Below are 13,633 nucleotides of genomic sequence, written 5' to 3' on the forward strand. Positions count from 1 at the left end.
GCGTGACTGTCCCTCGATCATCGATTGCATCTCAGTGATCCGTTCTCTCAGCGGGCGCGGCCTCTTTCATGCCACCTCCTCATTCAATCGTGTACGTCGATCGCCCATGGGAGCGATTTGGGCGAGCGATTTTGGCGGCCGCGCGGATTGGCGCGCGGCCGCCCGCCGGCGTTACTGCTGTTCGCCAAAGGGCGGGTAGCCGTCGTTCTCTTCGATGTCCTCGTCGATCTTCTCGGCAGCGGCGGTCAGCGCCGACTTGACGTCGCCGCCGTTGAAGATCTCGTCGACGGCTCCCATGAAGGCCGAGGTGATCGCCGGATAGGCCGGATGCGGCGGCCGCGCGATCGCGGTCTTCGATGCCTGCTCGAAGGCGACGGCCATCGGACCCCCGGCGCTATACAATGGAGAATCCGCGGCAAAGCTCTTCAGCCCCGGATAGGCGGAATCTTCTCTGGCATAGTCGCGATACGGCTTGTCCTTCAGCATGAAGCTCACGAACTTGCCGGCAATATCGGGATGCTCAGAGGCGGTAGTGATGCCCCAGATCCAGGTGCCGTTGGGGCTGACGCCCTTCGCTCCGAACTTCGGCAGCGGCATCACGACGATGTCGTCCTTCATCGAGGCGGCGGCTTCCGCATAGATCCAGTGGCCGCCGAACGCCAGCGCCGCCGGGTTTCCCTCGGCGAAGAACTGGTTGGTGCCGGATGATTGCGGCACGACCCAACCGTTCGTCACCCATTTCTGCATCATCGTCAGCGCATCGACGCAAGGATCGCTGTCGAGCGTCCCGACCGATTTCCAGGTCTTGCGGTCGATCAGGTCGCAGCCGGCCGATTGCAGGATCGGCCCATAGGCATAGGTGATCCATTCGGTCTTGATGCCGTAGCCGCGGAACGTGTCGATCGGCCATTTGACGCCTTCGAGCTTCGAGAGCTTGTCGAGGTAGCCTTCGAATTCTTCCCGCGTCCAGGCGTCGTCCACGCCCTTCGGGATGCGGGCGCCGATCGCCTCAAGGTATTTCCTGTTGCCGTAGAGGACTACGGAGGAGTCGGTGAGGCCGACGGCATAGAGTTCCTTGTCGATCGGGTAGGTGCCCTGTGCGACATTGGATTCGGTCATGTCATCGAGGATGTCCTGCTCGATCAAAGGCTTGATCGGCTGCAGGTAGCCGGACCAGACGTAGTTGGCGAGGAAGGGCGCGTCGAGTTCCATGACGTCCGGCAGCTGCTTGGACATGACGGCGGCGCTGAACTTCTCGTTATAGGCGTCGTGCGGCGCGTAGATCAGTTCGATGTCGACATCCGGATTGGCCGCCTCGAAACGCTTGGCGACGTCGCCATAAGTCGAGACCCAGCCGGGATCGCCCTGGTGCATCACCTGGATGACGGTCTTGGCTTCGGCCTGGCCCATCAGCAGACCCAGGGCCGCCGATGCCGTCAATAGTGAAAGTAATCGATTACCCATCATAGTCACTCCTCCTCAACGGGTTTTCACGCTGCAACTGAATTCATACGGATAGCCGCTCCACCAATTGGAACGGCAACTTTCGCACTTCTGCCGGCACCGCCTCCTTGGCCAGCAGAATGTTGGCTGCCATCCGGCCCATCGCGCGATGCGGCAGGGCCATGGTCGTCAATGGCGGGTCGAGGCGCGAGGCGATATCGACCTGGTTGTCGAAGCTGGCGACGGCGACGTCGTCCGGGATCTCGGCGCCGACCCGGCGCAGGGCGGCATAGACCTCCATCGCAACCCGGTCGTTGCCGCACAGGATCGCGTCAGGGCAGTGAGGCCCGCTCATCAGTTCGGTGACGTGGGAGTGGACGAGGCTCGGCGCCCGGTCGCTGTAAGTGGCGCGCCGCACCGCCGGCAACACCCTTGCGCCGGCGCCATCGAGACCGGCCTCCGTCATCGCCTGGCGAAAGCCGATCTCGCGCAGGTCGCCGGCGAGCAGGCCCGGCAGGTTGATGAAGGCGATGTTGCGCCGCCCTGCGTCGATCAGGTAGCTGGTAATCTCATGCGCCGCGCCGACCTCGTCCGGCACGAGAGACGTGACGCGGTCGCTCGCCTCACGACAGTTGATCATCACCCCGACGGTGCCGGCAAACTCCTTCGGCAGCGTAACGGTCTTGTGGTACATCGCGGCATAGGCGATTGCCCGCGGCCGGAAGCGGCGGACTTCCTCTAATACGGAGGCGACATCGCGGCTGCCGCTGAGCGTCATCGCGAAGACGGCCATGTCCGAGGCTCGCGCGGCGCCGTCAAGGCCGCGGATGATCTCGGTCGCAAAGGGCGATGTGATCAACTCGTCGGCGATGACGCCGATCAGCGGCATCCAGCCCTGCCGCATGCTACGTGCGGCGAGATTGGTGACATAGCCGAGTTCCTCGGCGATCTCCTTGATCCGCTGCCGCGTCTCTTCCGACATGCGGGCCGAGCCGCCGTGCAGGGCACCCGATACGGTCTTGACAGAAACGCCCGCGCGCTCGGCTATGTCGCTCAACGAAATCGTCACGGGTACTTCCTGGGTTAACGATTACTCACTTCTTTATCATCGTCGAAGGGACGGAGTCAATCAGAGACGCGGCGGCTTCGTCGGAACCTCATCTCGCGGCGTTTACAGGCAAGTGCGAAAATCAATGCGGCGGATAACCATGCAACTTCCGCGGCAGGGCGTCGTGGCCAGATCACTTACGCTTTTCCCGGTTCTGACCTATATTAGGAAGCATGAATTTCGACGAAAGGTAGAGGCCGGCCAGGGAAGAAGCCTCCCGCTCGACCCGATCGCGAAACCCAGAGGCTTGACGGCGAATGTCCCGGATCCTCACTCTTTTGCTGTTCTCTCTGCTGGCTTTTGCGTTTCCCGTCTTACCGGCGCCGGCAGCCGAGCGCGTCGCACTCGTCCTGCATGTCAACGGCGCGATCAGTCCGGCGACGGCCGAATATGTGATCCGGGGATTGCAACGCGCCAAGCAGCGAGACGTGACGCTGGTGGTCTTGCAGATGGATACGCCCGGCGGCCTCGACACGTCGATGCGGGACATCATCCGGGCCATCCTCGACTCCCCCGTTCCCGTTGCCAGTTTCGTCGCGCCGAGCGGCGCGAGGGCTGCAAGCGCCGGGACTTACATCCTTTACGCCAGCCACGTGGCGGCGATGGCGCCCGGGACCAATCTCGGTGCGGCGACGCCGATTGCCATCGGCGGGGGGCTGTTCGGCGGCGACGAGGAAAGCGACAAGGACAAGCCTGCCGAGGAAGGCAAGACCGACGCTCCGAAGCGCCCGGCAAGCGCCGGCGAGGCAAAGCTGATCAACGATGCGGTGGCCTATATTCGCGGCCTTGCCGAGCTGCGCAATCGCAATGTCGATTGGGCCGAAAAGGCGGTGCGCGAGGCCGCAAGCCTCTCTTCGGCGGCGGCGGTCCGGGAGAAGGTCGTCGATTTCACCGCCGCCACCGTCGAGGACCTTTTGAAGCAGACGCATGGCCGAACGGTTCGCATCGGCCAGGCCGATAGCCGGCTCGATACGACCGGGCTTTCAATCGAAGACGTGCTTGCCGACTGGCGCACGCGGCTCCTCTCGGTGATCACCGATCCGAATGTCGCGCTGCTGCTGATGCTCGTCGGCATCTACGGCTTGATTTTCGAGTTCCTGTCGCCCGGCACCGTGCTGCCCGGCACGGTTGGCGGCATCTGCCTTCTGCTCGGTCTCTATGCTCTCGCCGTGCTGCCGGTCAGCTATGCCGGTATCGGGCTGATCATCCTCGGCGTGGCGCTGCTGGTGGCCGAAGCGCATGCACCGTCTTTCGGCGTCCTCGGACTCGGCGGCGGCGTCGCCATCGTGCTCGGTGCCGCCATCCTCTTCGATACCGACGTGCCAGGGCTGCAGGTATCGTGGCCGGTTCTTGGTGGCGTGGCGCTCGCGAGCCTCGCCTTCAGCCTCCTTGTTGCCCGGCTCGCCTTCGTGTCCCGCCGGCACAAGGTCGCCACCGGAGCCGAGCAGATGATCGGCATTTTCGGCAAGGTCGACACCTGGGCGGGTGCCAACGGTTACGTCATCGCCCATGGGGAGCGATGGCAGGCGGTGAGCAGCGAGCCGCTCGGCCCCGGCGAGGACGTGATGGTCGTCGGCCGGGACGGCTTGACGCTCGAGGTCGAGCGCCGCGCAAGAGAAGCCAGAAGAGGAGGAGTTTGATGCCCTTCATAGGAAGTCTCGTCCCGCTCGCCGCGGCGCTGTTTGTCCTGTTGATCGTCATTGCCTACGCGATCCGGATCCTACGGGAATATGAGCGCGGGGTCGTCTTTACCCTCGGCCGTTTCACCGGCGTCAAGGGGCCGGGCCTCATTCTGCTCCTTCCCTATGTGCAGCAGATGGTCCGCGTTGATCTGAGGACGCGCGTGCTCGACGTGCCGAGCCAGGACGTCATCTCGCACGACAACGTCTCGGTCCGCGTCAGCGCGGTCATCTATTTCCGGGTGATCGATGCGGAGAAGTCGACGATCCAGGTCGAGGACTTCATGGCGGCGACGAGCCAGCTCGCCCAGACGACCTTGCGATCGGTGCTCGGCAAGCATGATCTCGATGAGATGCTGGCGGAGCGCGACCGGCTGAACGATGACATCCAGAAAATTCTCGACGTGCAGACTGATGCCTGGGGCATCAAGGTCGCGACCGTCGAGATCAAGCATGTCGACATCAATGAATCGATGATTCGGGCGATCGCCCGCCAGGCGGAGGCCGAACGCGAGAGGCGCGCCAAGGTCATCAACGCCGAGGGCGAGCAGCAGGCGGCGGCGAAACTGCTCGAGGCGGCGCAAATCCTCGCCCGGCAGCCGCAGGCCATGCAGCTGCGCTACCTGAGCACGCTCAATGTCATCGCCGGCGAGAAGAACTCGACGATTATCTTCCCGTTCCCGATGGAGATCGCCGAATTGCTCTCGGCCAAGTCCGCACGCTCCTCGGAATAGCAGAGCCGGCGGAACCGCCGCGGCGTCACATGACCATCTGCCGCGCCACTTTCTCGGTCAGCTCTTCCTGCTCCTCGCTGACGCGCTTTGCCGCCTGGGTGGCGAGCTCCGCCCCCATCCGGGTGAAACGCTCCGCTTCCTCGGAATAGTCCTGGAAGGCGTTGCGCCAGAAGGCGCAGTAGAGATCGAAGCCGTCGCGCGCATAGTCCGACGCGAGCAGCTCTTCCCAGAGTTGCAGATGCTGGTCGCTGCGGCTCTGTATGAAGGTGAGCGCCTCGATCTGACCGCGGAAGGCGGTCTGCAATATGTCCGCCTGGAAACGGGCCATCGAAAGCATCAGCGATCGACCTTCAGGTCCCACCGGCCAACGGGGCCACGTCGCGGGTGCAAGAGGGTCGGATATTGTCTTCGACATCGCAGAACCTCCTCTTCTGCAGCATCTCGCTGTCTAAGCAAACGAAAGTCAGGCGGGACGACCGCCGGCGGCGTTCGGAAAGCGATGTGCGCCCTGCATGCGAGCCGGACATCGGTGTCCTTTGGGTGCCAAGCTAAGGCGGCCATTCCCAATGTTCATTGATCCGCATCAATTTAAAAGCGCAGGGCCGACGCCGGCGGCAAGCATGCGTCTTGATCCCGGTCAAGGCGGGTCTGCGCTTCGGCCATAGACTAAAGCATTTAGATCGCTTGATGAAGGGACTCACATCATGTTCATCAGGGAAATGACCGAAGCGGAGTGTATCACCGTCGTGACGTCGGGGCGGCTTGCCAGGCTCGCCTGCTCTAAGGACGACCGGCCCTATGTCGTTCCGATCCATTATGCCTATGCCGGCCGGCGCCTCTACAGCTTCTCCATGCCGGGCCGGAAGATCGAGTTGATGCGCGTCAATCCGCATGTCTGCGTCCAGGTCGACGTGGCTACAGGTGCGCAAGGGTGGAAGAGCGTGCTCCTCTATGGCCAGTATCAGGAGCTTCCGGAAACGCCACAATGGCATCGCGAACGCCGGTACGCCTGGTCTCTTCTAGAGAAGCACGTCAACTGGTGGGAGCCTGGAGGATTGAAGCCGACGCCCCAGAAAATGCTCGGCGCTTCGCCGCATCTCTTCTATTGCATCAGTGTCGACGAAATGACCGGACGTGCCGCCGCGGCTGATGACCGGGGCTGAAACTCCGTGGGCGCGACGGACATTCGTTCCGAAGCCGCCGCTTCGATGTATCCTGCTCCGGCCGCTGAGGAAGAAACGGGGCCGGACGATCGATCGGAGGATCGCACATGCCGAAGAAAAGCGCGGGCATTCTGCTCTACAGATACGAGGCGGGCGCGCTTCTCGTCCTGCTCGTTCATCCCGGCGGCCCTTTCTGGAGCAACCGGGATCTCGGCGCCTGGTCGATCCCGAAAGGCGAATACGAGGCCGGCGAGGAGCCCGAAGCGGCGGCGCACCGCGAATTCCTCGAGGAGACCGGCATTGCCGTGACGGGGCCGTTGGAACCGCTAGGGGAGGCACGCCTGAAAAGCGGCAAGCTGATCACCGCCTTCGCGGGCGAAAGCGAATTCGACATCGCCAGTATTCGCAGCAACCTGTTCGAGATGGAGTGGCCGCCCGGAAGCGGGCGCATGCAATCCTTCCCCGAGGTTGATCGGGCGGAATGGTTCACGCTCGAGGAGGCACGGGCAAAGATCAATGCTGCCCAAAAGGCATTCATCGATCGCTTGCAGGACCGACGCGACCGGCGATAAGTATGCAGTCTAATGGCCGGCGACGCGGAGCCGCCCATGGGCCTGCTCGGAAATCCCGGCGACGACGAGAGCCTTCGCATCGCCGTTTTCCCACGCCCCGCAATGATGATTGGCGACGCCGGGGATGATCTCAACGGGGATGCCGCGTTGGCCGAGCCACGCCGCCGCCTCCTGCGTTTCGGCATCGGTTGCCGGATCGCCCGCCTGCAGCTGCACCACGCGTTTTCCGGCTCTCGCGAGAGCGACAATCGCGCCGCCTCTATCTCCGGCAACCGTCTCCCGGCTTGGCTGGTTAACAAGGATGCGCTTGGCCTCGCGCCGGGCGAGTTCCAGCACGTCGCTGGAGATCCGGTCGTCGTAGAGGATGACGTCGGCGGCCTGCAGGGCGCGGACGGCCTTCAGCGTCAAGAGTTCCGCGTCGCCCGGTCCGGCGCCGACGATGGTGACGCGGCCGACGGCGGGGCGGGGCGTCGCGCGACGATCCACGTCCGCCATCAGCCGCGCCTCCACCCCCTCCTCCGGTGTTTCGATGAAAGCCCGATCGACAAAGCGCTCCCAGAAGGCGCGGCGCTGGGCGCCCGGCTGCAGACGAGCGTTCACCCGCTCGCGGATCGCCTGGGCCACGCCCGCCCAGCGCTTCATCGTCGGCGGCAGCAGCGTCTCGATGCGGCGGCGGATCGCCTGCGCCAGGATCGGCGCTGCTCCGTCGGTCGAGATTGCCACGACAACGGGCGAGCGATTGACGATCGATCCGAACTGGAACTGGCAGAACCGCGGCTTGTCGATGACGTTGACGGGCACGCCGGCGGCACGGGCCGCCTCGAAAAAGGCTTCGGCGCCCTCGTCGTCTTCGCAGTCGCCGATCGCCAGCGCAGCATCGCCGAAGATGGCGTCGTTCCAGGTCTGATCATGATGCACGAAGGAGCCGTCCCGATCGGCGGCGCCGCGGGCGAGCAGGTCGTGGAAGCCGTCGCCGAGGTCTGCATGCGATGCGTAGACGTGCACCTCGGCGCCGCAGGCGGCAAGCAATTCGGCCTTCCAGGCGGCGCCGTCGCTGCTGCCGGCGACGACGACGCGCTTTCCTCTCAGCGTCCAGAAGAGCGGCAGCGTCGCCAGTGCGGCGACACGCTGCGGCTTCGAGGCTCGATCATTCGGCAGCGGCGGCAAGGCATGCATTGATGATCCCCCTTATTTCGGAGCGGCACGAGCCGCAATTGGTGCCGGCGCTGGTCTTCTCGCCGACGGCTTCGACGCTGTGACAGCCTTCGCGGATCGCCGTGGTGATCTGGTTGACGCCGACGCTGAAGCAGGAACAGACGGTTGCGCCGGGGTCGGGCTTGTCGGCGCCGGGGCGGCCGGCGGCCATGGCGAAGCGCTTGCTGAGATTGGCGTGTGAAACGCCAAGCTGCGAAACCGCCCAGTTCCGCGCCACGGCAACCGGCCGGGGCGAGAGGAAGAGCGCGGCAAGCAGCCTGTCGCCGTCGAAGAAGGCGAGGCGAAGCTCACCGGAGGTCCGGTCCGTATAGCCGATCGGGTCGATATCGGGGGAAATGGAGAAGGCCTGCCGGCACCAGTCGATCCAATCGGCGTGCGTGTCGGTGAAGGCGAGTTCCATACGCCATCCACCGTCGGCCTTGGCGATCGCCCAGTAGGCGGCTTCGAACTGCTCCGGCTTTTCGGCCGAAACGGCGAAGCCGTAGGCTTTTGCGGCGAAACGCTTCGCCCGAACAGCGACGTTCTTCGAGGCAGGTTGGCCCGAGACCGGGTCGGTGACCGGCGGGACCAGAGCGTCGATCCGCGCCTTCGAGGCGAACTGATCGTTCCAGTGCATCGGCACGAAGAGATTGCCTTCGGCCTGCCGTTCGGTGACGAGCGCCCGCACGATCGCCGTGCCATGCGGGCTTTCGAGCATGACGAGGTCGGCGACGGAGACGCCGGCCTTCTGCGCGTCGCGCGGATGGATTTCGACGAAGGGCTCGGCGAGATGGCTCGATAGCCGGGCGCTCTTGCCGGTGCGGGTCATCGTGTGCCAGTGGTCGCGAACCCGCCCGGTATTGAGGGTCAAAGGGAAGGCCTCGTTGGCGCGACGTGCCTGCGGCGACTGAACGGCGATGAAGCGGGCGCGGCCGTCCGGATGATAGAAGCCGCCCTTGGCGAAGAAGCGCTTGACCTGAGGCGCGGTCCCTTTCGGCTGCGGCCATTGAAAGGGCGCGAGACCGTTGTAATCCGCCGGTTCGATCTCCGCATGGGCGCTGATGTCGAAATCGCGGCGCCCGTCGTTCTCGAAGCCTGAAAGCGCGGCGTGCTCGGCAAAGATCTCGGACTGCGACGAATGGCTGAAGGCCTCCGCAAAGCCCATCCGGCGCGCGACCTCGGCGAGCTGCCACCAGTCGGCGCGCGCTTCGCCCGGTGCTGGGAGAAAGGCGCGCTGGCGCGAGATGCGCCGCTCGGAATTGGTCACCGTGCCGTCCTTTTCGCCCCAGCCAAGCGAGGGGAGAGCCACATGGGCGTGGCGGGCCGTATCGGTCTGGCGCTGCATATCCGAGACGACGACGAAGGGACAGGCTTTGATCGCCGCCTCGACGGCGTCGGCGTCGGGCATGGAGACGACCGGATTCGTCGCCATGATCCACAGCGCCTTGATGCGGCCGTCGGCGACGGCGCGGAACATGTCCACCGCCTTGAGGCCCTGCTTTGCGGCGATGCTCGGCGCTCCCCAGAAGCGGCGCACCAGATCGCGGTCGACGAGCTTGTCGATATCTAAATGGGCGGCAAGCATGTTCGCCAGCCCGCCGACTTCGCGGCCGCCCATGGCGTTCGGCTGGCCGGTCAGCGAGAAGGGGCCCATGCCCGGCCGGCCGATGCGACCGGTCGCGAGATGGCAGTTGAGGATGGCGTTCACCTTGTCGGTGCCGGCGGAGGACTGGTTGACCCCCTGGCTATAGCAGGTCACGACCTTCTCCGTCGTTTCGAAAAGCCGGAAAAAGTCGCGCAGCTGCTTTGGCGCGAGGCCCGTGGCCTCCGACAGCGCAGGTATGTCGAGCGCCGAGGCGGCTTGAAGGGCCTCGGCGAAGCCTTGCGTGTGGGCGGACACATAGTCTAGGTCGATGGCGCCGCTTTCTGACAGATGGGCAAGCAGGCCGTTGAAGAGCGCCGTGTCGCTGTCTGGCGCGATTGCCAAATGCACGTCGGCGATCTCAGCCGTCATCGTCCGACGCGGGTCGATGACGACGACCTTCATGTCCGGGCGGTTGGCCTTCGCCGATGCGAGGCGCTGGTAGAGAACCGGATGGCACCAGGCCATGTTGGAGCCGGTCAGGATGACGAGGTCGGCGAGTTCCAGATCCTCGTAGGTGCCCGGCACCGTATCGGAGCCGAAGGCGCGCCGGTGACCGGCGACCGAGGAGGACATACAGAGGCGCGAGTTGGTGTCGATATTGGCCGAGCCGATGAAGCCCTTCATCAGCTTGTTTGCGAGATAATAGTCCTCGGTCAGCAATTGCCCCGACACATAGAAGGCAACCGAATCCGGCCCATGCTCGGCGATGCTTTGCGAAAATTTTTCAGCGACGAGGTCAAGCGCTTCGTCCCAGCTTGTGCGGCGCCCGCCGATTTCCGGATGCAGGAGGCGACCGTCGAGATCGAGAGTCTCGGCGAGCGCCGAGCCCTTCGAGCAGAGCCGCCCGAAATTGGCCGGATGCTCGGGATCGCCCTTGACGCTGACCGCACCGTCATCCCCCACGCGGGCGATGACGCCGCAGCCGACGCCGCAATAGGGACAGGTGGTCTTGACCTCGTGCGCCATGTCTACTCCGCGGCAGCCAGCGTGAGGTTTTCGAGCGCGATGGAGAGCGCGCCATTGTCGTTTCTGACCGGGATGGTGCGCACCGCGCCTTCGTCGGCGCCGAGCGCCTTGCCAGTCTCGAGCGAGATCACCCAATTGTGCAGCGGGCAGGTGACCGCATTGCCATGGACGATCCCCTGGCTGAGCGGCCCACCCTTGTGCGGGCAGTGATCCTCGATTGCAAAGACCTTGTTCTCGGCGGTCCGGAAGACGGCGATCTTGCCGATCGGCGTCTTGACGCAACGGGCGCCGCGAAGCGGAATGTCGCTGATGTCGCCAATAGCTATCCAGTTCATTGTCATCACCTCATTCCGCTGCCTGGTTGAACCCGACCGTCGCCATCGGCCGGAACTCGTGCTTGTCCTTGCCGGAGACGCGCTCCGACCAGGGATCGACCTGGGCAAATTTCTGGCTGAAGACGAAGCGGTCGTAAAAGCCCTTGCGCTTCTCCGCATCGTCCATGATCTGCCGGCGGATTTCGTCGAGGCCAATGCGCTTCGCCCATTTGTAGATGCGCTCCAGGTAACGGGCCTGTTCGCGATACATCTGCGTCAGCGCGACGATATGTTCGAGCGCCTCGTCCTCGGTCTTGACCAGCCCCAGCACTTCGGTGCCCTTGATGTCGAGGCCGGCGGCACCGGCGAAGTGGATCTCGAAGCCGGAGTCGACGCAGATGACGCCGATGTCCTTGCAGGTCGCCTCGGCGCAATTGCGCGGGCAGCCAGAGACGGCCATCTTGAGCTTGGCCGGTGTCCACGAGCCCCACATGAACTTCTCGATGCGAATGCCGAGGCCGGTCGAATCCTGGGTGCCGAAGCGACACCATTGCGAGCCGACGCAGGTTTTCACGGTTCTGAGGCCTTTTGCATAGGCCTGGCCGGAGACGAAGCCGGCCTTGCCGAGATCGGCCCAGACGGAGGGCAGGTCTTCCTTCTCGATGCCGAGCAGGTCGATGCGCTGGCCGCCGGTGACCTTGACCAGCGGCACGTTGAACTTGTCGACCACATCGGCGATGGCGCGCAATTCCTGCGAATTGGTGACGCCGCCCCACATGCGTGGCACCACCGAATAGGTGCCGTCCTTCTGGATGTTGGCGTGGACGCGCTCGTTGATGAAGCGTGACTGGTAATCGTCGGCATAGTCGTCCGGCCAGTCGCAGACGAGGTAGTAGTTAAGGGCCGGGCGACATTTGGCGCAGCCGCAGGAGGTCTTCCACTCGAGCTCCTGCATGACGGCCGGAATGGTCTTCAGCCCCTTCGCCTTGATCAGGCGGCGCACGTCGTCATGGCCGAGCTCGGTGCAGTTGCACATCGGCTGCACGGCGGCCGGGTTGTAGCTCTCGCCAAGCGTGAGGGACATGATCTGCTCGACCAGTCCCGTACAGGAGCCGCAGGAGGCGGATGCCTTGGTGTGGGCGCGCACCTCGTCGAGAGAGGTCAGGCCCTTGGACGTGATCGTCGTGACGATCTTGCCCTTGCACACGCCGTTGCAGCCGCAGATTTCCGCATCATCCGGCAAGGCTGCAACGGCCGCCGTAGGGTCCAGCGGGGACCCTCCCTGATAGGCCTGGCCGAAGATCAGGGTGTCGCGCATTTCGGAGATCTCGGTACCGCGTTTCAACAGGTCGTTGAACCAGGCGCCGTCCGCGGTGTCGCCGTAGAGCACCGTACCGATAATGCGGTTCTCCTTGAGCACCAGCCGCTTGTAGATGCCGGCGGTGGCATCACGCAGCACGATCTCCTCGCGGTCATCGCCATCGGCGAAGTCCCCGACGGAATAGAGGTTGATGCCGGTCACCTTCAGCTTGGTCGGCGTGTCCGAGTGGACGAAGGCGGCCTTGCGGTCTCCGGCAAGGTGGGAGGCGGCAACCCGGGCCATCTCGTAGAGCGGCGCCACGAGGCCGTAGACCATGCCCCCGACCTCGGCGCATTCGCCGAGCGCCATGATGTCCCCGTCGGAGGTCTGCATGCCTGCATCGACGACGATGCCGCGGTTGACGGCAAGCCCGGCCTCCTTGGCGAGGCCGGCACTCGGCCGGATGCCGACCGCCATCACGACCAGCGTCGCCGGGATGATCCGGCCGTCCTCGAGCTCGATCCCTTCGACCCTGGTTTCGCCGAGGATCCTTTTGGTGTTCGCCTTGGTCAGGACCTTGATGCCGCGTTCTTCGACCGCCTTCTGCAAAAGATAGCCGGCGGCCGGGTCGAGCTGGCGCTCCATCAGCGTCGGCATGACGTGGAGGACGGTGACCTCCATGCCGCGTGACTTGAGGCCGGCGGCCGCTTCGAGGCCGAGCAAGCCGCCGCCGATGACGACGGCCTTCTCGCGCGACTGCGCGGCGAGCAGCATCGCCTGCACGTCATCGAGGTCGCGATAGGTGATGACGCCTTGCAGGTCTTTCCCCGGCACCGGAATGATGAAGGGCACCGAACCGGTGGCGATCACCAGCTTGTCGTAGCTTTCGGTGACGCCGTGGTCCGACGTCACGGTCTTGGCGGCGCGGTCGATCGCGACGATCTTGTGGCCCTTGTAAAGGGTGATGCCGTGCTTGATGTACCATCCGTCGCCGTGGATGATGATCTCTTCGTAGTCCTTCTCGCCCGACAGGACCGGCGAGAGCATGATGCGGTCGTAATTGACGCGCGGCTCGGCGTTGAAGATCGTCACTTGGTAGCGCCCGGGCGCCTTTTCGAAGAGCTCTTCCAGCATCCGGCCCGGCGCCATGCCGTTGCCGATGATGACGAGTTTTTCAAGGGTGCTTTCAGCCATTGGGTAATTACTCCGCAGCTTCGACGAAGTGGTGGCGCTCGGCGAGAGAGAGCACGGCTTCGCGACAGTTCAGGTGGGTTCGATCGAGGATCGGATGGATGGCCAAGACCCGGTCCCGCAGATAGGCGCCCTTTGACGCGCCCGTCGCGCCTGTCTTCAGGGGACTGCGGCGGAGTGGCCCGCCCATCGAGGTCCTGGTCATGTGCACGTTTCCTCAAATTTGCTGGCCGGTCCGGGACCGGCACAAAAAAACGCCGCTTGGACATTTGCGCACCGGGACCTGGGATGGACCCCCTTGGAGGCAAAGCCTTGCGACGTCGC

12 protein-coding genes are annotated in these 13,633 nt (G+C 64.3%); 4 read left to right on the plus strand and 8 right to left on the minus strand.

Translation table 11 applies throughout. The annotated features are described in order from the left end of the window. Positions 1 to 171: 171 nt before the first annotated feature. Positions 172 to 1,464, minus strand: coding sequence for an ABC transporter substrate-binding protein (locus tag ATC00_RS20650; RefSeq protein ID WP_064254360.1), 1,293 nt, complete (start codon positions 1,462 to 1,464; stop codon positions 172 to 174). Between the two features lie 43 nt (positions 1,465 to 1,507). Continuing rightward, positions 1,508 to 2,512, minus strand: a complete 1,005-nt coding sequence (locus ATC00_RS20655; protein WP_064254189.1) for a LacI family DNA-binding transcriptional regulator — start codon at positions 2,510 to 2,512, stop codon at positions 1,508 to 1,510. Between the two features lie 296 nt (positions 2,513 to 2,808). Here ATC00_RS20655 and ATC00_RS20660 point away from each other — a divergent pair, with 296 nt between their 5' ends. Both ATC00_RS20660 and ATC00_RS20665 read left to right on the plus strand, forming a co-directional pair. Beyond that, positions 2,809 to 4,191, plus strand: a complete 1,383-nt coding sequence (locus ATC00_RS20660; protein WP_064254190.1) for an NfeD family protein — start codon at positions 2,809 to 2,811, stop codon at positions 4,189 to 4,191. Continuing rightward, the gene (locus ATC00_RS20665) at positions 4,191 to 4,964 is read left to right on the plus strand and encodes a slipin family protein (protein ID WP_037384203.1); all 774 of its coding nucleotides are present in this window, start codon (positions 4,191 to 4,193) and stop codon (positions 4,962 to 4,964) included. The genes ATC00_RS20660 and ATC00_RS20665 overlap by 1 nt, the downstream gene beginning before the upstream one ends. A 25-nt stretch (positions 4,965 to 4,989) precedes the next feature. On the opposite strand, the gene ATC00_RS20670 is transcribed toward ATC00_RS20665, so the two are convergent. Further along, complete coding sequence (locus tag ATC00_RS20670) at positions 4,990 to 5,379, minus strand: hypothetical protein (protein ID WP_064254191.1); 390 nt, start codon at positions 5,377 to 5,379, stop codon at positions 4,990 to 4,992. Between the two features lie 289 nt (positions 5,380 to 5,668). On the opposite strand from ATC00_RS20670, the gene ATC00_RS20675 reads away from it, so the two are divergent. Beyond that, positions 5,669 to 6,127 carry a pyridoxamine 5'-phosphate oxidase family protein gene (locus tag ATC00_RS20675; RefSeq protein ID WP_064254192.1) on the plus strand — a complete coding sequence of 153 codons (459 nt, stop codon included), beginning with the start codon at positions 5,669 to 5,671 and terminating at the stop codon, positions 6,125 to 6,127. Between the two features lie 107 nt (positions 6,128 to 6,234). After that, positions 6,235 to 6,699 carry an NUDIX domain-containing protein gene (locus ATC00_RS20680; RefSeq protein WP_064254193.1) on the plus strand — a complete coding sequence of 155 codons (465 nt, stop codon included), beginning with the start codon at positions 6,235 to 6,237 and terminating at the stop codon, positions 6,697 to 6,699. Between the two features lie 9 nt (positions 6,700 to 6,708). On the opposite strand, the gene ATC00_RS20685 is transcribed toward ATC00_RS20680, so the two are convergent. From ATC00_RS20685 to ATC00_RS20705, 5 genes are read right to left on the minus strand one after another with little or no spacing between them, the layout of a single operon-like run. After that, positions 6,709 to 7,875 (minus strand): siroheme synthase family protein, encoded by a 1,167-nt coding sequence (locus tag ATC00_RS20685; RefSeq protein WP_064254194.1) that lies wholly within the window; start codon positions 7,873 to 7,875, stop codon positions 6,709 to 6,711. Further along, positions 7,847 to 10,504 (minus strand): nitrate reductase, encoded by a 2,658-nt coding sequence (locus ATC00_RS20690; RefSeq protein WP_064254195.1) that lies wholly within the window; start codon positions 10,502 to 10,504, stop codon positions 7,847 to 7,849. The genes ATC00_RS20685 and ATC00_RS20690 overlap by 29 nt, the downstream gene beginning before the upstream one ends. Positions 10,505 to 10,506: 2 nt before the next feature. Then, positions 10,507 to 10,845, minus strand: a complete 339-nt coding sequence (gene nirD, locus ATC00_RS20695) for a nitrite reductase small subunit NirD (protein WP_064254196.1) — start codon at positions 10,843 to 10,845, stop codon at positions 10,507 to 10,509. Between the two features lie 4 nt (positions 10,846 to 10,849). After that, a complete protein-coding gene (nirB, locus tag ATC00_RS20700) occupies positions 10,850 to 13,312 on the minus strand; it encodes a nitrite reductase large subunit NirB (protein WP_064254197.1) in 2,463 nt (820 codons plus the stop codon). Between the two features lie 7 nt (positions 13,313 to 13,319). Beyond that, positions 13,320 to 13,514 (minus strand): hypothetical protein, encoded by a 195-nt coding sequence (locus tag ATC00_RS20705; RefSeq protein ID WP_064254198.1) that lies wholly within the window; start codon positions 13,512 to 13,514, stop codon positions 13,320 to 13,322. Between the last annotated feature and the right edge of the window lie 119 nt (positions 13,515 to 13,633).

Source organism: Sinorhizobium americanum (assembly GCF_001651855.1).
GTDB classification, from domain to species: Bacteria; Pseudomonadota; Alphaproteobacteria; order Rhizobiales; family Rhizobiaceae; genus Sinorhizobium; species Sinorhizobium americanum.